Here is a 17,784-nt window from a genome sequence, read left to right as displayed (position 1 = left end):
ATTTTGTTCGTCTTTATTGTTGCCTTAATACCATGGCGGGTTTACGCCCGGCAACCTGCCACGCCAGCGCAGCAACGGTACACCAGCAAATGGCAAAGGTAATTACGGCCGCCAGCAGATACCACAGCGGGCTTTGGCTAATACGCACAGTAAAGGCACTTAGCCAGTTATCCAGCGCCCAAAAGGTAGCGGGTATTGCCAGCACGGCACTGATGGCCATTAGCCGCAGATATTCGCTGGCCAGTAAATTCACCAGATTAAAGCGGCCGGCGCCCAGCACTTTGCGCATGGCGACTTCGCGTGAGCGCTGTTCGGCACTAAAGGCAGCCAGACCAAATAAACCCACACAGGTCAGCGCAATCGCCAGGCCGGCAAAGATAGCAATCACTTCGCCCTGGCGCTGCTGGTTCTGGTACATGGCGATATAATCGTCATTTAACCAACTCAGTTGTAAATCCTGCCGCTGCAACCGTTCGCTCAATAATTGCTGTACCTTAGTCCGGGCTGCTAAGGCCTGCTGCGGCTGCATTTTTAGCAGAATATTGCTGTAGGTCATCGGTGAGCGACCGCAAATCAGTATTAGCGGTTGTTGTTGTTTTAACGCTGAACCTACCTGAATATCAGCTACCACGCCGACTACCTGCATCCGTAGCACCGGGTTATCATCCGGCAGCAACCATTGCTGGCCAATAGCGTCCTGCAACTGGCTGTAACCGGCCTTGCGCGCCAGGGATTCGGTAATAATCACTGCGGCAGTAGCATGATCGTCATGGCGTTGATACCAGTCAGTTTGATAGGTTTCACTAAAGTCGCGCCCGGCCAGCAGTGTCAGACCAGCGGTTTTAGCAATATTAAAGCCGGCACCCAGCTGTGAAATAGGTGGCAGTGCAGTGTCCTGCGTTTGGCCCGGTAGCTGAATTTCCATCGCCTGGGAGACGGTGTCGGTAAGCAGCATATCCATTATCGATACAGTATTAACACCTTCCAGCTGTTGCAGGCTTTGTAACAGACTGCGGTTGCTTGCCCAAAATAGCTGCTCGTTCTCAATGCCCTTTACCACTAACCTGGCATCGCGCTGATAACCAGTCGGCTGGTTTTGTAACAGCTGCAGTTGTTGCTGCAGCACCACACTGGCCACTAACAAGCCTATAGTAATAGCGCCCTGTAACACCAGTAAGCCTTTACGCAGCCAGATAGCCGTGTTGCCACGCTGAAAGTGACCGCTGAGTACTTTTTTCGCATCAAAGGCGGAGATAAACACCGCCGGATACACGCCTGCCAGCAGGCCGACACTGACAACACTGCCCAGTAAAATCAGACCAAAGCTGCCGGCATAATCCAGGCTAAGCGGGCGGTTTACCAGCACATTAAACTGTGGCAGCAGCAACTCTACCGCTACCGCCGCCAGTAAACCGGCGCAGCAGGCGATTAACAATGATTCCAGCATAAACTGCACAAACAACTGGCCCCGGCTGGCACCCAGCGCCTTGCGCACGCCCACTTCTTTGGCGCGCATAGCGGCACGGGCGGTGCTCATATTAATAAAGTTAATCGCTGCAATTAAAAGTAATAGCGCCGCCAGCAATAAACAGATATTCACCGTAGTAGCCGAGCCATTCACTTTAAATTCATAGGCTAATGCCGAGTGCAGATGAATATCTGTCAGGGCACGCAGCTCCAGTTTACTCACGTGCTGGCCGTCATACGCCTGCTGGTTTAACTGAGTAGTCAGTTGCTGCAGCATAGCGGCTTGATCAAGATCGGCTGGCAAGCGGATATAGCTATAAACGTTGTTAGTTGCCAGGCGACCAGCGGCCGCTTGCTCACTGATACGGCGCAATGAGCCGGCCTGAAAATGGCTTTGCTCAGGTAAACGATATACTGCGCTAACGGTGTAACGCTGCTCGCCCAGTTGTAAATCCTGGTTAAGCACATCAAGTTTGCCAAACAGCCGTAAAGCTTCTTGCTCAGATAGCGCTATCTGGTTAGGTTGCGCCAGCGTGGCGGCTAAATCGCCCTGCAGCACGTCAAAATGGAAAAAATCGCTAATATTGCTATCTACTGCCTGTGGCCATTCCAGTGTCAACTCCTGGCTGGAGCCCGCCAGACGCAGCGCGGGCGCACCGGTATTAATCCGCGTTACCTCAATACGCGAGTCATAGTTTTTCAGTAACACCGCCATCGCAGGGCTGGAAATCGGAAAGCGCTGGTTTAATGGCAGAAAAAATTGCTCCAGTCGGTAGCTGTTAGCAGCGTCGGGCTGCATATTGTCAAAACCGCGCTCGTAGCTGACATACAGCAAAATCAGTAGCGCCGAGGCCAGGCCAACCGTTAAACCCAGTAAATTCAGCGCTAAATGGGTTTTATGCCGCAGTACAGCGCGCACGCCGGTAGTAAGGTAATTACCTAACATGGCTATTGAATTAACAGCAGGGGAGTTAAGCATATTTCGCCTCCTGCTTTGCTTCCATGGCCCGTTCGGTAATAATCTGGCCGTCTAACATCCGCACAATACGGCTGGCGTAGCGCGATTCATGCTCAGAGTGGGTTACCATCACTACTGTGGTGCCGTCGCGGTTCAGCTGGCGCAGCATCTGCATCACTTCTTCGCTGTTTTTCGAATCCAGGTTACCGGTGGGTTCGTCGGCTAAAATCAGCGCCGGGTTAATCACCAACGCCCGCGCGACAGCCACCCGCTGTTGCTGACCGCCGGATAACTGCAGTGGCAAATGATCAGCGCGATGATCAATCTGCATCCGTTTTAATATTGCTTCCACCCGGGTTTTACGCTCGCCGGCGGCAACGCCCTGATACTGCAGCGGCAGCTCAACATTCTGAAATACCGTCAGCTCATCAATCAGGTTAAAGCTTTGAAACACAAAGCCGAGTTTGGTTTTTCTAAGCTGCGCCAGCTGTTTTTCGCTGTAGTTTGCAATATCGGTACCGTCAAACAAGTATGCGCCTGAGCTGGGGCTGTCCAGCATGCCTAAAATGCTCAGCAGGGTAGATTTACCGCAACCGGAAGGGCCCATAATGGCGACGAAATCACCTTGCTCAATGTGTAAATCAATGTGGTTCAGCGCCGTGGTTTCCAGCTCGGCAGTGCGAAATACGCGGTTTAATTGTTGTAACCGGATCATAGGACAGTCCTTATTGTTGTAGTTGAATAGTATCGGCTTGCGCGAAATCGCGATAGCCGGAAATGATCACCTGATCACCGGCCTTCAGGCCGCTGACAATTTCAATTTGATTAGCGCTTTGTTTACCTAACGTGACCGCCTGCTTGCGCGCTAAGGCGCTGTTGCTGTCCAGCACATACACGTACTGGCCTGCGCTGTCGGCTAAATAGGCACCGCGCGGCAATACCAGCGCAGTGCGCTGCTGCGCTTCCAGTTGCAGGGTTAAATTCACTGACTGGCCACGGGTAAGGTTGTGCTCGCCCGGCAGGCTAAACTCGAGCTGAAACTGGTTATTCACTACCCGGCTGTCAACGCGGCTCACGGTTAACGGCAACTGCTGCTGGTTCAGGCTGACAATCGCCTGCATGCCCGTGCTGACACGGCTTAGGTAAAATTCATCGACATTAGCCACCAGCTTATACTGGCCCGGAATATCAATCTGGCCCATACGGCTGCCCGGCGCACGCGACTCGCCGGCTTCAACATTAAACTCGCTCAGGTAACCGCTAACCGGCGCCTTGACCAGCAGGTTTTTTACATTCAGCCGCGCAAATTCGAGGTTCTTTGTCAGCATGGCAACACTGTCACTTAACTGGCTTAGTTGCTGCTGGCGAATGGCCTCTTCTTGCTGCTGTTGCTGCCGGGTAAGCTGCAGCCGTTGCTGTTGATAGCCTAAATCCTGCTGCAGGTTCAGCAGGTGCTCTTGCGCCAGCACGCCGGTTTTTACCAATGGCTCGCTTTGCGCCAGATTGCGGCTTAAGGTGGCTATCTGGTGTTCAATATCCAGTACGTCGCGTTTCAGGTTTAAGCGGTTGGTTTCAATCATCATTTGCGTATTGCGCAGAAAATTCATCTGCTCGGTCACCTGGGCTTCACGGCTGATTAGGTCCAGCTGCAAGGCGGTGTTACTCAGTTTTACCAGTGGTCGACCCTGCTCAACAAACTGGCCCTGTTCGGCCAGTTTTTCTTCTACCCGGCCACCTTCAATCACATCCAGAAACACCGTTTGCTGTGGCAACACATTGGCGCGCAGCGCTATGCTTTCCTGCAGACTTTGTTGCTGCACTATAGCGGTACTAACCGAGCTTAGCGGCAGCAGTACCGACATTTGCGCACTGGCCTGCCAGTTGTTGCCAAACCAGGCGGTGGCTGCCAGCAACGTAACCACCACAGCGGGCTTGACCAGGCGCTGCTTTACAGGGCGGCTTATTTTCTTATCCATTTGTATGCTCCAAAAATAGCAATCCGGGTTGACGTCATTAACGCAAAGCACATGCCAACAAATAAATCTTTCAAATTCAATGCGTTGAATTTTTAACACTGGTAAAGATGTCCGCTGGTGGTACAGCAGACTGTCCATTAATGGACACTAAAAAAGACTGTTAACTTGTTGGATTTAAAAGCTTGTTGCGTGCGAATACGGTTTTCGGTAGGGTGCTGTGATAAACCGCTAGGAAGAGAACATGAAGCAGTCGTACGCTGTGCTGGTGCTGGATGACAATCAGGATATTCTCACCGCCAGCCGCATTTTCCTGAAACAGCATTTTGCTCATGTCAGTACGCTGCATGAGCCGGCGCAGCTATTGAGCGCCCTTAGCAGCCAGCCATTTGATCTGCTGTTGTTGGACATGAATTTCAGCCGCGATACGCAAAGCGGTGAAGAAGGCCTGTTTTACTTAAAGCAGGCGCTTCAGGCGCAGCCACATTTAAAGGTGGTTATGATGACCGCCTATGCCGCCTTGCCGCTGGCAGTGCGGGCGATGCAATTGGGTGCCGCTAACTTTATTGCCAAACCCTGGCAGAACGAGCAACTGCTACAAAGCTTAAGGCAGGCGCTGCAACATAAAGCACCGCTCACGCCACACAGTGCACCTAAGGTATCAGACGCCATACCGCTACTGGGCAATAGCCCGGCAATGCAGCAGGTGCTGCGCACCATTGAAAAAGTCGCTGCGACCGATGCTAATGTATTATTGCTGGGGGAAAGCGGCACCGGTAAAGCGTTAGTGGCGCAGGCGATTCATCAAGCATCAAAGCGCGCTGCTAAGGCTTTTGTCAGTGTTGATATGGGCAGTTTGAGCACCAGCCTGCTGGAAAGTGAGTTGTTTGGCCATAAAAAAGGTGCCTTTACCGATGCAAAAACCGATTACCCCGGCCGCTTTGTCGAAGCCAATGGCGGTACCCTGCTACTGGATGAACTGGCAAACCTTGCCTTACCACAACAAGCCAAGCTGTTAACCGTACTACAAAACCGTACTGTGGTTCCGCTGGGGTCCGGCCAACCGGTTGCGGTCGATATCCGCTTAATTTGTGCCACTAACGACAATTTGTATCAGGCGGTTGCAGCAGGTAGCTTCCGTCAGGATTTGCTATATCGGATTAACACCGTCGAAATTGTTTTACCGCCGCTACGTGCGCGCAAAGACGATATTCCTCTGTTGCTAAACTGGTATCTGCAGCATTACAGCCAAAAGTATCAGCGTGACGGTTTACAGATCAGCAACAGCGACCTGCGCGCGTTGCAGCAATACGACTGGCCGGGTAATGTGCGCCAGCTGGCGCACGCGGTAGAGCGCGCTGTGGTGCTAGCTGACGGTAATACGCTGGATTTCAGTCAATTGCAGACAAAAGAGCTCGCTGCGCCTGAGACTACTGCGCTGGAAGCGGACACTGATTTTCTGCTGGATTTTGTTGAACAGAAAACCATCCGTCAGGCGCTGCAATACTATCAGGGCAATGTCAGCCACGCCGCGAAGGCGCTTGGTTTAACCCGCGGTGCGCTATACCGGCGGTTGGAGAAATATGGCCTATAATCTGCGTTTACTGCTATTGCTCAGCAGCTTTGCGCTACTTACGTTGCTGGCATACCGGCAATGGCTGGCCGGGCCATCAGCATTGGCGCTGCTGTTGACGCTTAGTGCATTGCTGCTGGTGGGGTTGGTTTGGCACCACAATCGTGCGCTGCAGCGGCAAACGGCATTGGTACTAAAGGCACTGGCCAATCAGGATACCTCACTGACGCTGCGCGGCCAGCCGCTACTGCAGCACTTATTAACGCAGGTACAACAGCAACTGGGCAACAGCAGGCAGCAGGCCGAGGCCAAAGCGCAATATCTGCAAACGTTGCTTAGTCAGCTGGATATTGCTGTACTGGAGTTTGCCGACAACAACCAGCTATTACAGGCTAACCCCGCAGCGCAGCGGTTGTTATCGGCAGCGCAATACCAACAGTTGCAGCTCGGCCGTTTTGATGACGCCAGCTTGCAGCCATTGCTGGCGATACTGAGCCAAACCAGCACGCATTATCAAGGCCAGTTACACTGGCAGCAAGCAGGCTACTCCGACCGGCTGGCGCTGAGCATTGTTTGCAGCCGTATTCAGGGCCAGCTGCGTAAACTCGTGACATTACAAAGTATTAATCAGGCCTTGTTACAACAGGAAGTGCAGGCGTATCAGCAGCTGACCCGGGTACTAACGCACGAAATTGCTAATTCGGTTACGCCTATGGCATCACTGGCGCAAAGTTGCCGGCAAATTTTACCACCCGCTGGCGCCGTGCTTAGCCAGGATGACCATGCGGATTTATCCGAAGCGCTGGTTACTATTAACCGCCGTGGCCAGCATCTGACTGAGTTTATCCTCGCGTTTAAGCAGCTAAGCCAACCACAACAACCGCAGTTACAGCATATTGATCTGGTAACCATCATCAATAATTGCCTGGTTTTACAGCGTCAGGCTTTGGCTCAGCAAGGGGTACTGTCTGATATTCAACTACCGGCACAGGCGATGCTATGGCTGGATGAAGCACTGATAGAACAGGTGCTGATTAACCTGCTACAAAACGCGCTGGATGCTATGCAACACAGCAAACAGCAACAGCTTAGTGTGGTGCTGCAACGCAACGCACAACAGCAATGGCAGTTAGATATTATTGATACCGGCCCTGGCATCAGTGAGCAGGTTGCGCAGCAGATGTTTATCCCGTTTTTTACTACTAAGACAACAGGTTCTGGTATCGGTTTAAGTTTGTCGCGGGCATTGTTACAGGCGCAGGATGCACAGTTAGAGTACGTGCCGGGTGAAACACCCGGCAGTTGTTTTCGTATCCGCTTTACTCAGTAAACATGGAATTTAACCGTGGGTCGGAAGCTTTACTGTCCGCTAAGCTTTTTCTCTAACTTTTCAATTTTTTCCTGTGCCTGTTCACGATAACGCGTTAAGCGTTCGATAGTTGCTGCTGCGTTGTCTTTAACAAAGCTAACTTGTTGTTCAAGCTGAGATTTGTGCTTTCTAAGTTTATCCTGTTCCAGTTGCATATCCGCTACCTGATCGCGTTGTTGCTGCAGCTCTTCGCGTAGTTGACGGATCATTTCACGTTGCTCGTTCTGGTGATTAGCTGTTATCGCAGCCTGCTCTTTTAGCATGGCATTGTTGGCTCGTAGCTGCTCCAGGGTTGCCTGAATATCCTGCGACTCATCGATATCATCGCTATGTGCTTTTTGCATTGCATCCAGCTGCTCCTGCGCTTTTTCTGCACTATCGCGCTGCACATCAGCGTCACGCTTGCTATGATCCAGCTCTTTATTCAGCTCGCTTAGTTGTTTGCTTAGCTCTTCCAGCTCTTTTTCCAGCCGGGCAATGGTGTCAGCAGCAACTTTGGCCTGAGCTTCATATTCTGCAGATACGGCTGAGTCTAATTCCGCACTTACAATGCTGTTTTCTATGCCAGCCGGTGCAGATTGCTTTGCCAGCTCAAGCGCTTTTATCGCTTCATCACGTTCTGCACTGAGCGTGGCAATTGTTTGTTCAGACTCATCAAGCTGCGCCTGCGCTTTATTAAGCTCAGCTTGCAACGCGTTGAGCTGTTCTGCGTTGTCGCTATGCTGTGCTGCCGCATCTGACATCTCGCCACTGCTGTTCTTTAGCTGCTCAATTTGCGCCTGCAGACGTTTGTTTAAGGCCACCGCCTGAGTTTCAGTTTTAGTTGCTTGCTGCAGCTTGCTTTCAAACTCGTCCAGCATAGCTTGTAATTCGGTGACATCATGATCACGGGTTTGTAAATCATCCAGCGCTTTTTTGCTATCCTGGCGAGCTTTATCCAGCTCTGCTTTAACTTTTGCTTCAGCGTCCTGCAGCTGTTTAAGCTGCTGTTGTAGTTTTTCAGCGTCGCCCACTTTAGCCTGAAGCGGCTCTAATTCTTGTTCAGCAGCGGCCAGTTCAGCCTGCAGCTGTTGCAATCGCAGCTGATTTTGTTGCTGTTCACTTTGTAATTGCTGCTCAAGCTCTTCCTGTACCTGCTGCGCGGCAATCAGTTTAAGTTGCAGCTGTTCTGCCTCAGCACTAGCCTGCTCAGCTTTTGTTTGTGCGCTGTCAGCTTGTTTTCGCACCTCATCTAACTGGTTTTGCAGTTGCGCCAGGTTGGTTTTGCTGTCGTTTAGTTCCTGATCGGCTAAGGCCAGTTCAGAGCGAAGTTGCTCCAGTTCTACGGTACTTTTTTCCAACTCGGCACCGGTTTTCTGCAGTTGTTCGCTTTGGTAGCGGTTTTGGCTTAACGCCTCATCGCGCTCGTCACCTAGCAGTGCAAATTTTTCTGATTGGGTAGCCAGTTGCTGCTGTTGCTGCTGTAAGCTGTTTTCCAGTTCGGCTTTGCGCTGTTCCAACTGGTCAACCTGTCGCTGCAACTCGCGATTGTGTTCTGCCGCCAGCACTTCGGCTTGCATAGCCTGCTGTAACTGCAGATTAAGCTGATCTGTCAGTTTCTTTGAATGCGCTTGCGCTTCGCGCTTAAACGCAGCTAAAAACTCTGCACTCAAGGCCAGAGTTTCAGACTCTGTAGCCTGTTCAACCTCCGTGGTGTTGTCGCTCTCAGGTGCTTTTTTAGACTCTGACATATTTTTAACCTTAGGTACGCCGACAGGCTCCGGCTCCGGCTCCGGCCTGGCACGATTGACCTGTTCATTACGCCATTTCTGGTAATGCACAACTAAGCTGGCTTGAGCACCGGGTACCTTTGAAATTAAATAATCCAGCGAAACTGCTTTGCCGGTTTTCTGCAACTCATCACAGATTTTCTTAACTTCACTATATTGCGTCATCGTTCTTGTTTCCAACAGGCGAGGTGAAAGTACAACAAATACTGGTTAAAACCAAAGCGGATATTCTAAAAGGTTTTTCGCTAAAGCCAAATTTTAATTACATTTATTTTTCATTGTATCGCTTAACCAGCAAGACAAAACGGCTTTAAGCTACTCCGGCAAAATGAACATCAGCTTAACATTTAGCTATAAGCGTAATTAATTGTTATGCCGCTGGCTTTCGACCACGCGGCTCCTTTATGCTGCTGCGCACTAAACAGGAGAACCGATAACATGACCGGAAAATTATGTAATACCCTGCTGGCAACGCTTGCTTTAGGCTACACCAGTCTGGCTCAGGCTACCATAGTAGAAGTAACAACTAACCTGGGTAAGTTTGAAATTAATTTGTATGACCAAAGCACCCCGGTCACCGTGCAGAATTTTCTTAGCTACGTAAACAGCGGCAAGTATAACGGTACGGTAATGCACCGCTCAGAGCCGGGCTTTGTTATTCAGGGCGGCGGTTTTGTTTTTGATCAGGCGTTGCCATTAAAAGCAGTGACACCTAATGCACCTATAGTGAATGAACCGAAATGGTCGAATGTGCGTGGCACTGTCGCTATGGCTAAAGTGGGCGGTAATGCTAACAGCGCGACAAATCAATGGTTTGTTAACCTGAGCAACAATGCCGCCAATCTGGATTTCCAAAACAGCGGTTTTACTGTGTTTGGCCAGATCAGCAGCAGTGGTATGGCAGTTGCCGATGCTATTGCCGGCTTACCGCGTTTTTCCTTTAACGGTTTAACGAACGTGCCGCTGCGCCAGTACAGCGCTGATGATTTTAGCGACAACAAACCGCTGGTAGCAGAAAACTTTGTTGTGATTGAGTCTATCGTAGTGGTTGACGCCCGGCCTAATACGGTAGCAGGTCTGACATTAGTCCCGACTACCAATACCGGTGCCGCCGGCGGCAGCGACAGTAGTGGCGGCAGCAGCGGCTGGTTGTGGCTGCTGTCGTTGGGCGTGTTAGCACTGCTCCGGCGGAAATAAGCCCGGATAAACTCACAGACAAACGGGGCTTCAGGCTCCGTTTTCGTTTATTGATGCCGGCGTTATCTACAAAATACACTTTGATTTTAGCTGTTTTTTTATTGTCATCTACACTTAGTGCTTAGGCTGAAGCTGTTACAGTAATAGCGGCCGGTTGATGAGGGTACGGCAATGATTTTGTTAGTGGGTGGAGAAAAAGGCGGCAGCGGTAAAAGCTGTCTGGCGCAGAATATAGCAGTGTATTTTTCACGCGAGAAAAACGCCAATGTAATGCTGGTTGATTGCGATCCACAGCGCACCTCCTCAGACTGGGTGCAGGAACGCCACATGGACCCGGCCCTGCCATGGATTAACTGCGTGCAAATGTACGGCAAAATCCGCTATGAGCTAAAAAGCCTCGAAATGCACTATGATGTCGTAATAGTAGATTGCGGCGGCCAGGACAGTGTTGCGCTGCGCTCTGCCATGGTGGTGGCCAGCCATGTATTGTTTCCGCTGCGACCAAAACGGCGCGACTTAAAAACACTGGAGCATCTGGAAGATTTAGTCAGCGCCTGCAACGTGGTTAACCCTGAGATGATTGTCGGCTGCGTTATCACCCAAAGCCCTTCGTTGCCCAATCAGGCCAGTCGCATTCTGGATGCCAAAGATGTATGTAGATCATTTAATATCCGCGTGCTGGATGCCATAACCTACAACAGAAACACCTATGACGACAGCGAAGAAAAGGGCTTGTCGGTAATGGATGTCGAGCCTGACGGCAAAGCCGCACAGGAAATCCGTGATATAGTCACTGAACTTATGGCAATGAAGGCGATACAAGAAGATGGCGCTGACCGATCTGAAGAAAAAGTCGCAGCCAACCGCTAATACCAAAATTAGCGCTGACGACTTTATTGATGACGCAAATGACTATGCGATGGGTATGCCACGCATAGTTCGCTTGCGTCAACAATTACCTGAAGAAGATGACACCACACGGTTACCGATGCGTCATGCCACTTTTACGCTGAGTCAGGAAGCAATAGACGCGCTAAACGAGCTTAGCCAGCTTACCGGCGAGGCCAAATCCAAATTGCTCCGTAAACTTATTCTACAAGCAAGCCGGACAAGCAATGTCAACGTTAACCTGCCGGCAGATAAACCGCTAAAAAAGGACGATTAAACCAGGTTATTTAGCTAAGCTGGCATAGGCCGTAATAAAGGCCGTTTCCTGAAATACTTTTAACCCTGTGGTTTTAAATTCAACCGGCAACGGCGAGCGCTTTAGCTTTTCTTTAATCTCATTCGCTGACAACAACGTGCATTGACAGCCTGGGATCAATTGCAAGGCCGCTTCAATCTTAAAGCCCACTGCACCACCGGCAAATTTGCCTTTTTGCGGCCGCTCTTTGATTACCAGCTGAGAAATTTTGTAGTCTTCAATAAACTTAGCAAAGGTAAACTGAAAGTGACGCATTTGCTCCTGATCCTGATCTTTGCTCAGCGCAAAACGATTTTGCCGGCAATCAGGCAGTTCAAACAAACCATCTTTTAATATCATCAGGCAGATAATTGCTTCGCTGCCTTTTATTTCTATTCCACAGGTGCGCATTGGCCATTCCTCGGTCAGGGTCTGATCAGGTTTTCATAGTTCTGTTCAATCACTTGGCAACTTTGCCGCAGCGCTTCGCCAAACAGAATCGGATTAAAATCGTTATTTAAACAGTAACTGCGACGAAATTTTTGCAAGCTATCGATGCTGGCAGTATGCTTCTGCAAATACTCGCGTTGGCTGTCGCCCCATTGCTCTGCTAACTGCAACAACTGCTTACGCGTTTTTCGCAGTGCCGCCTCCTGGTTATCACCCGCTATTGCTACCTTATCTACTAATAAGTCATAGGCCATATCCCGATAAGGTTTAATAGTCTCGTGGTCTGAGAAGGTCAGCACCAATAGCACTATCACTACTAACCAGAAAAACTTCTTCATTGCTGGTAACTCCGCTAATGCAATGGCGCTATTGTAACGGATTCCGGCCAAGTCTGCATTGCAGACGTTACCAGCTTAAAAGTGTAAACATTGGTTACAGATTGCCAGCTAAAATCGTAAACCTTGTTGACAAATCTGCGATAAAACCTGTGAATTAACGCTTAATTACGGCAGGCACAGATATTGCTTTGCTTCAGGTCAAATAATTTAGCCCGCCAACTGTTATACTTGGCGGCATAGTCAGCAGTAACGGGGCAAGCCGTGGACCAGAAAAATAGAATAGATATTAAAAATATACCGGTACATGTTGAGGTACACCAGCCTAAAGCAACACACAGCGGCAGCTATGCGCCTCGCGATCGTATTTATGTGCGGGCAGTAAAAGGTCTGCATCAGGCGATCCGTCGCTACATGGGTTTTGTGTTTATGGGTTTGTTTATGCTGCTGCCCTGGCTGCAATATGACGGCCATCAGGCTATTTTGCTGGATATTACCGAGCAAAAATTCAACATTTTCGCCCTGACCTTATGGCCGCAGGATTTTACCATCCTGGCCTGGATCTTTATTATTGCCGCGTACGCCCTATTTTTTATCACCGCCTTTTACGGCCGGGTGTGGTGTGGTTATTTGTGTCCACAATCGGTATGGACATTTATCTTTATCTGGTTTGAAGAAAAAATTCAGGGCACGCGCAATCAGCGAATGAAACTGGATAGCGATGCCTGGTCTGTCAGCAAGTTTATGAAAAAAGCCGCCACCCACTTTTGCTGGTTGGCATTTTCGCTGCTAACTTCGCTAATTTTTGTTGGTTATTTTACGCCGGTCGGGCCCTTATTTATCGAATTTTTTACCTTACAGGCCGGTTTTTGGGCGGTGCTATCGGTGTTGTTTTTTACTCTGTGCACCTATGGTAATGCCGGCTGGATGCGTGAAATTATGTGCACCCACATTTGCCCCTATGCCCGTTTTCAATCAGCGATGTTTGATAAAGACACCTTTACGGTAACCTATGATGAAAAGCGCGGCGAAAACCGCGGCCCGCGTAGCCGTAAAGATAAAGATTATAAAGACAAAGGGCTGGGCGATTGTATCGATTGCAACCTCTGTGTACAGGTATGCCCCACTGGTATCGATATTCGTAATGGCCTGCAGTATGAGTGTATTAACTGCGGCGCCTGCATAGACGCTTGCGACGACACCATGACCAAAATGGGCTACCCGACCGGGCTCATCAGCTACACTACCGAGCACAGCTTAAACGGCAAGCCGACCAAAGTATTGCGACCGAAGTTATTGGGCTATCTGCTGGTGCTGATAGTGGTATGCGGCGCCTTTGCCTGGACTCTATACAGCCGGGTACCGTTTGAAATGAATATTATCCGTGACCGTGGCGCGCTATATCGCATTAGTAATGATGGCCTGATCGAGAACACCTATACCCTTAGTATTTCCAACAAATCGCAACACAGTGTTAGTTATCAGTTGGCGGTAAATGCCGATATCGCCGTCAGTTGGATTGGCCCGCAGCAGGTAACACTGGAGGGTGGCGAAACCCGCAGCGTGCCAATAAGCCTGGTAATGGACCCATATGCCACGACAGCGAAATCGGTTAGCATCCACTTTAGTGTAAGCCAGGCTGATCAGCATCAGCTGCTGCAAGACAGCACGTTTTTTACCGGGAACTAAGATGGCCAACTTTGATTTTAGTGGCCTGCAGCCAGATACTATCGTAGATGCGTTAAGCCAGTACGGCCTGGATGTCAGCTCTGGCCTGCTGGCACTAAACAGCTATGAAAACCGGGTATATCAGTTTAGTGCCTATAACGCTGACGCCTTAAGGCCGGAAAAGTTTGTGGTGAAATTTTACCGGCCGCAGCGCTGGACCACAGCGCAATTGCAGGAAGAGCATGACTTTGCCTTTGAGCTGGCAGCCGCTGAAGTACCGGTTGTAGCACCGCTGCAGTTTAACGGTCAGTCAGTACTGCAGCACCAGGATTATCAGTTTGCGCTGTTTCCCAGCCGTGGCGGCCGCACACTGGAAATCGATAACGACGAGCAGTTGGCGATGTTAGGGCGTTTTCTTGGCCGTATGCATCAGGTTGGCCGCAGCAAACCCTTTTTGCACCGCCCGGCGTTTAGTATTGACAGCCACTTAGTGCAAAGCCGCGACGTATTGCAGCAATTAACGCTGATCCCGGATTATCTGCAAAGCGCCTTTTTTACTGTACTCGATCAGGTAATTGCCCTGGCCAGCACCCAGTATAAACCGCAACAACTTATCCGTTTACATGGCGATTGCCATGCCGGCAATCTGTTTTACGCTGGCGAAGCACCGTTTTTTGTCGATCTGGATGACTGCCGCATGGGGCCGGCAATTCAGGACTTGTGGATGATGTTATCCGGCGATCGCTATGAGCAACGCGATACGCTGCAATTGATGCTGGACGAATACGAGCAGTTTTGTGATTTTGACCCGGCAGAGTTGCAGCTTATAGAGCCACTGCGCGCCATGCGTATGATCCATTATATGGCATGGTTGGCCCGGCGCTGGAAGGATGGCACCTTTGTGCTGAACTTTCCGTGGTTTGCTACAGACAAATACTGGGAACAACAGTGTCTGATGTTAAAAGAGCAACTATCAGCACTACAACATGCACCATTATCATTGGTGCCGGATTACTGAGAATTTGTTAAGCTGTGGCCATCCGGTCTAACTAAGGACAATCGTTAAAATGAAAAAGCTGTTATCTGCCGCTGTACTGACATTATTATTGCCGTTGGCTGCCTGCGCCAATGATAAATTTGAGCAAGGCAAACACTACGACGTTATAGCCGAAACCACTACCGCCAAACCAGAAGTAAAAGAATACTTCTCATTTTATTGTGGTGGCTGTGCGGCCTTTGAACCGGTGGCGCAAAGCGTGGCTAAAAAGCTACCAGAGGGCGTAGAGTTTAAAAAATCGCATGTCGACTTTATCCGTGCCGCCTCGCCCGAAATACAAAATGCATTGGCCCGTGCTTATCTGGTAGCCAAAAATCTGGATAAAGGCGATCAGGTTGCCAATGCCATCTTTAATCAAATTCATCGCGCACGCGCGCCTTTTGCCAATGAAAATGATATCCGCAACCTGGTGTTAATCCATGATATCGACGGCGAAACCTATGACAAAGCCATGAAAAGCTTTTCTGTCCGCGGTGGCGCCAATCAAATGAAGAAAGAGCAGGATGACTTATCCGAGCGCCGTGTACTAACCGGTGTGCCTATGCTAGTCGTGAATGGCAAATACCGTATTAACAACGAAGCGCTGGACCGGCGCAATATGGAAAGCCAATTACAGGAACTGATCAGCTACTTGCTGGAAAAAGATGCCTGAGCAGGCTGAAAAAACCCAAAGGCAGCCACGGCTGCCTTTTTGTTTGCTGCGCCCCTAAGAGTATTTAGCCATGACATTATCCACTACACCTGCTTCTGGCTTCGGCGCTGCTGCAGCCATTATCCGGGTCTATATTGCCAACCGGCCACCAATGGCCGAATATGCTGATTTAACGTCGATACAGCCACTGCAGAGCGGCGAAATAGAGCTAATAAACCGCGCCTGCGGCAATGGCTGGCGTAAGGTGTTTAATGTCTACGCCAAGCTGCTGTTTGCGCTGGATGTTAAGCAGTTTACTTTTACACAACAGGCCAGCAGCTGGCAGCTGTATCGTGAGCAACATTTGCTGCAGGCTGCCAGCAACACGGCGTTACTGTTTAGCGCGCCTGAGTTTCAGCCTCTAGCGAAAACGGTGCATATCATCGCCGGGCGCACGCATGCCAAAGCACTACTGGACGCCGGCCTGTCAGCCCAGCTTAGCTGGTTGAATCATGAGTTTGCCATTGATCAGCACCACCGCGTGATAGTATGCCCTTACTTTGATTACCGGCAGTTGAACAATGAAAAGCTGGCTTATCTGGCCGGGTTAATAAAGGTATTAGCTACGCCGCCATAATGTACGGCGGCGGTTAACCAGCCTGGCTTAATCGGCTATTTCTACTGCTGTCGGCACCAGTTGATACGCATCTGGCTCATCTTCGCCCTGTGGCCATAATCGCACAGTGCCGGTAGCGTAAGCTGTTTTGCCTTTGGCACTGAGCGGAAACACCATATCACCATCACGCACTTTAATCCGGAACGGCCCGGCAGCACTTTCTGCAGTGAACTTCATCCAGCAGCCCTGCTTGCTGCACACCGAGTCTACGGTGCCACTAATGGTTACCACTTTATCCAGATAGCTTTGCGGCTCTGTCAGCAGTTGTGCAACCGGTAATACGGCGGTTTTATCTACGCTATCGCCAAAGAGGGTCGCAGCCTGAGCGCTACAAATTATGCCGGCCATTACCAGCGCTAAAAATGCTTTCATTGTCTTTACTCCCTGTGTTGTCAGCGCTCATTTTTGGCACAATTAGCGCCAAAGGCAAGACAAAGTTCAGCCACTCTGACAGAGACTGCCAACCACAAAAGCGGCTTCAACTCCGGCCAGACTAGTTGGTTATTTTCTGCTTCAGGTCAGAAAGTAAACATTTGGAATAGTTATTGTGAAATTATTGACACTATTATTTTACAAATACCTATACCAGCTGTAGTATGCGCGCCGCAAAGACTAACCAGGAGAAGTAAAACAATGACGTTAAAATATATATTACCCGTTATCGCGCTGGCGGCCTCACCATTAGTATCTGCTGAAGAATATCAGATATTTACAGATTTGAGGTTTACTCATGAGCGCTTTGACTATGTGGACCTGCAAGACGATATCTGGCTAACCCGCACATTTATGGGTAATAACTGGCAATTAAACGGCACCTATTTTATCAACAAAAAAGTGACGTTAGGCCCGTTAGATCAGTTTGAATACATTAACAAAGTAACCAATATCTCGGCATCTTATAACCGTGTATCCGACAACAATGCCTGGAGCATTGGCGGTGAATATTTCGCTGAAAATGGTTTGGTCGTTTCAGCCAATCACGGCCGCGTAAGTGGCAGCTATGTTAACCAGCTGGGTTTGGGCTATCTGGTTTCTAATAATGTTATCGTGCGCGCCGAAGCCTTTAAAACAGAAGACAGCAGCACCGATTATCGCTTTTCTGCCAGTTACAACCACCAGCTGCAGGGCAGCGATTATGTTGGTTTTACTGCCTACACCGATGATGAATTCGATTACTTTGGTATCAGCAGCAAATACTTCGCCAGCCTGAATGAAGGCCGCTATATTGCTGCCGGCATTTCAATTGACGACAACGATGGCAGCACAGCCTGGGCAGCAACAGCCGATTATTATTTCAGCAAAATGACCTCTGTTGGCCTTGCGTACAACAAAGCCGACAGCTACAGCCTGAATGCCAAGCATTTCTTCACACAAAACTGGGCAGTAGAAGCCCGTTTTGCCAGCAACACAGACAATTCAGCGCTTAAGACATACAGCTTAGGCGTTACCGGCCAATTCTAAGTTTCCTTGGTAGCTAC

At 49.8% G+C, this 17,784-nt stretch carries 17 protein-coding genes; 10 read left to right on the top strand and 7 right to left on the bottom strand.

The window, feature by feature from the left end; all coding sequences use genetic code 11:
• Positions 1-13: 13 nt before the first annotated feature.
• From ACYVIC_RS04815 to ACYVIC_RS04805, 3 genes are read right to left on the bottom strand one after another with little or no spacing between them, the layout of a single operon-like run.
• Complete coding sequence (locus ACYVIC_RS04815; RefSeq protein WP_460857762.1) at positions 14-2,446, bottom strand: ABC transporter permease; 2,433 nt, start codon at positions 2,444-2,446, stop codon at positions 14-16.
• Entirely contained in the window at positions 2,439-3,140 is a 702-nt protein-coding gene (locus tag ACYVIC_RS04810) for an ABC transporter ATP-binding protein (RefSeq protein ID WP_460857760.1), read from the bottom strand. The genes ACYVIC_RS04815 and ACYVIC_RS04810 overlap by 8 nt, the downstream gene beginning before the upstream one ends.
• A gap of 10 nt (positions 3,141-3,150) precedes the next feature.
• Positions 3,151-4,401: an efflux RND transporter periplasmic adaptor subunit gene (locus tag ACYVIC_RS04805; protein ID WP_460857758.1), complete on the bottom strand. Its 1,251-nt coding sequence runs from the start codon at positions 4,399-4,401 to the stop codon at positions 3,151-3,153.
• A gap of 241 nt (positions 4,402-4,642) precedes the next feature.
• On the opposite strand from ACYVIC_RS04805, the gene ACYVIC_RS04800 reads away from it, so the two are divergent.
• Both ACYVIC_RS04800 and ACYVIC_RS04795 read left to right on the top strand, forming a co-directional pair.
• Entirely contained in the window at positions 4,643-5,992 is a 1,350-nt protein-coding gene (locus tag ACYVIC_RS04800) for a sigma-54-dependent transcriptional regulator (protein WP_460857757.1), read from the top strand.
• Positions 5,982-7,301 (top strand): sensor histidine kinase, encoded by a 1,320-nt coding sequence (locus ACYVIC_RS04795; RefSeq protein WP_460857755.1) that lies wholly within the window; start codon positions 5,982-5,984, stop codon positions 7,299-7,301. Before ACYVIC_RS04800 ends, ACYVIC_RS04795 begins: the two co-directional genes overlap by 11 nt.
• 29 nt (positions 7,302-7,330) lie before the next feature.
• On the opposite strand, the gene ACYVIC_RS04790 is transcribed toward ACYVIC_RS04795, so the two are convergent.
• A complete protein-coding gene (locus tag ACYVIC_RS04790; RefSeq protein ID WP_460857753.1) occupies positions 7,331-9,274 on the bottom strand; it encodes a coiled-coil domain-containing protein in 1,944 nt (647 codons plus the stop codon).
• Positions 9,275-9,547: 273 nt separating this feature from the next.
• Here ACYVIC_RS04790 and ACYVIC_RS04785 point away from each other — a divergent pair, with 273 nt between their 5' ends.
• The 3 genes from ACYVIC_RS04785 (at position 9,548) to ACYVIC_RS04775 (ending at position 11,471) form a co-directional block, all read left to right on the top strand.
• Entirely contained in the window at positions 9,548-10,306 is a 759-nt protein-coding gene (locus ACYVIC_RS04785) for a peptidylprolyl isomerase (protein ID WP_460857752.1), read from the top strand.
• A gap of 171 nt (positions 10,307-10,477) precedes the next feature.
• Positions 10,478-11,176: a nucleotide-binding protein gene (locus tag ACYVIC_RS04780; protein ID WP_460857750.1), complete on the top strand. Its 699-nt coding sequence runs from the start codon at positions 10,478-10,480 to the stop codon at positions 11,174-11,176.
• On the top strand, positions 11,133-11,471 hold the full coding sequence (locus tag ACYVIC_RS04775; RefSeq protein WP_460857749.1) for a replication protein RepA: 339 nt from the start codon (positions 11,133-11,135) through the stop codon (positions 11,469-11,471). The genes ACYVIC_RS04780 and ACYVIC_RS04775 overlap by 44 nt, the downstream gene beginning before the upstream one ends.
• 6 nt (positions 11,472-11,477) lie before the next feature.
• On the opposite strand, the gene ACYVIC_RS04770 is transcribed toward ACYVIC_RS04775, so the two are convergent.
• A complete protein-coding gene (locus tag ACYVIC_RS04770) occupies positions 11,478-11,900 on the bottom strand; it encodes a DUF3010 family protein (protein ID WP_460857747.1) in 423 nt (140 codons plus the stop codon).
• A gap of 14 nt (positions 11,901-11,914) precedes the next feature.
• Entirely contained in the window at positions 11,915-12,277 is a 363-nt protein-coding gene (locus tag ACYVIC_RS04765) for a hypothetical protein (protein ID WP_460857746.1), read from the bottom strand.
• Positions 12,278-12,538: 261 nt separating this feature from the next.
• Here ACYVIC_RS04765 and ccoG point away from each other — a divergent pair, with 261 nt between their 5' ends.
• The 4 genes from ccoG (at position 12,539) to ACYVIC_RS04745 (ending at position 16,267) form a co-directional block, all read left to right on the top strand.
• Positions 12,539-13,963, top strand: a complete 1,425-nt coding sequence (gene ccoG / locus ACYVIC_RS04760) for a cytochrome c oxidase accessory protein CcoG (RefSeq protein ID WP_460857744.1) — start codon at positions 12,539-12,541, stop codon at positions 13,961-13,963.
• A gap of 1 nt (position 13,964) precedes the next feature.
• Positions 13,965-14,960, top strand: coding sequence for a serine/threonine protein kinase (locus ACYVIC_RS04755; protein WP_460857743.1), 996 nt, complete (start codon positions 13,965-13,967; stop codon positions 14,958-14,960).
• A gap of 49 nt (positions 14,961-15,009) precedes the next feature.
• Positions 15,010-15,651: a thiol:disulfide interchange protein DsbA/DsbL gene (locus tag ACYVIC_RS04750; RefSeq protein WP_460857741.1), complete on the top strand. Its 642-nt coding sequence runs from the start codon at positions 15,010-15,012 to the stop codon at positions 15,649-15,651.
• A gap of 70 nt (positions 15,652-15,721) precedes the next feature.
• Positions 15,722-16,267, top strand: a complete 546-nt coding sequence (locus ACYVIC_RS04745; RefSeq protein WP_460857740.1) for a DUF6942 family protein — start codon at positions 15,722-15,724, stop codon at positions 16,265-16,267.
• Positions 16,268-16,294: 27 nt separating this feature from the next.
• On the opposite strand, the gene ACYVIC_RS04740 is transcribed toward ACYVIC_RS04745, so the two are convergent.
• A complete protein-coding gene (locus tag ACYVIC_RS04740; protein WP_460857738.1) occupies positions 16,295-16,678 on the bottom strand; it encodes a DUF4920 domain-containing protein in 384 nt (127 codons plus the stop codon).
• A gap of 261 nt (positions 16,679-16,939) precedes the next feature.
• Between ACYVIC_RS04740 and ACYVIC_RS04735 the strand changes: the two genes are divergently transcribed.
• Complete coding sequence (locus ACYVIC_RS04735; RefSeq protein WP_460857737.1) at positions 16,940-17,767, top strand: putative porin; 828 nt, start codon at positions 16,940-16,942, stop codon at positions 17,765-17,767.
• Positions 17,768-17,784 lie beyond the last annotated feature (17 nt).

The sequence above is a fragment of the Rheinheimera gaetbuli genome, from assembly GCF_054781935.1.
This window is presented reverse-complemented; position numbering and strand designations above follow the sequence as displayed.

Bases quoted from the DNA above. Each gene is read 5' to 3' on its own strand.
- ACYVIC_RS04815 (WP_460857762.1), bottom strand. From the start codon at position 2,446: ATGCTTAACTCCCCTGCTGTTAATTCAATAGCCATGTTAGGTAATTAC.
- ACYVIC_RS04810 (WP_460857760.1), bottom strand. From the start codon at position 3,140: ATGATCCGGTTACAACAATTAAACCGCGTATTTCGCACTGCCGAGCTG.
- ACYVIC_RS04805 (WP_460857758.1), bottom strand. From the start codon at position 4,401: ATGGATAAGAAAATAAGCCGCCCTGTAAAGCAGCGCCTGGTCAAGCCC.
- ACYVIC_RS04800 (WP_460857757.1), top strand. From the start codon at position 4,643: ATGAAGCAGTCGTACGCTGTGCTGGTGCTGGATGACAATCAGGATATT.
- ACYVIC_RS04795 (WP_460857755.1), top strand. From the start codon at position 5,982: ATGGCCTATAATCTGCGTTTACTGCTATTGCTCAGCAGCTTTGCGCTA.
- ACYVIC_RS04790 (WP_460857753.1), bottom strand. From the start codon at position 9,274: ATGACGCAATATAGTGAAGTTAAGAAAATCTGTGATGAGTTGCAGAAA.
- ACYVIC_RS04785 (WP_460857752.1), top strand. From the start codon at position 9,548: ATGACCGGAAAATTATGTAATACCCTGCTGGCAACGCTTGCTTTAGGC.
- ACYVIC_RS04780 (WP_460857750.1), top strand. From the start codon at position 10,478: ATGATTTTGTTAGTGGGTGGAGAAAAAGGCGGCAGCGGTAAAAGCTGT.
- ACYVIC_RS04775 (WP_460857749.1), top strand. From the start codon at position 11,133: ATGGCGCTGACCGATCTGAAGAAAAAGTCGCAGCCAACCGCTAATACC.
- ACYVIC_RS04770 (WP_460857747.1), bottom strand. From the start codon at position 11,900: ATGCGCACCTGTGGAATAGAAATAAAAGGCAGCGAAGCAATTATCTGC.
- ACYVIC_RS04765 (WP_460857746.1), bottom strand. From the start codon at position 12,277: ATGAAGAAGTTTTTCTGGTTAGTAGTGATAGTGCTATTGGTGCTGACC.
- ACYVIC_RS04755 (WP_460857743.1), top strand. From the start codon at position 13,965: ATGGCCAACTTTGATTTTAGTGGCCTGCAGCCAGATACTATCGTAGAT.
- ACYVIC_RS04750 (WP_460857741.1), top strand. From the start codon at position 15,010: ATGAAAAAGCTGTTATCTGCCGCTGTACTGACATTATTATTGCCGTTG.
- ACYVIC_RS04745 (WP_460857740.1), top strand. From the start codon at position 15,722: ATGACATTATCCACTACACCTGCTTCTGGCTTCGGCGCTGCTGCAGCC.
- ACYVIC_RS04740 (WP_460857738.1), bottom strand. From the start codon at position 16,678: ATGAAAGCATTTTTAGCGCTGGTAATGGCCGGCATAATTTGTAGCGCT.
- ACYVIC_RS04735 (WP_460857737.1), top strand. From the start codon at position 16,940: ATGACGTTAAAATATATATTACCCGTTATCGCGCTGGCGGCCTCACCA.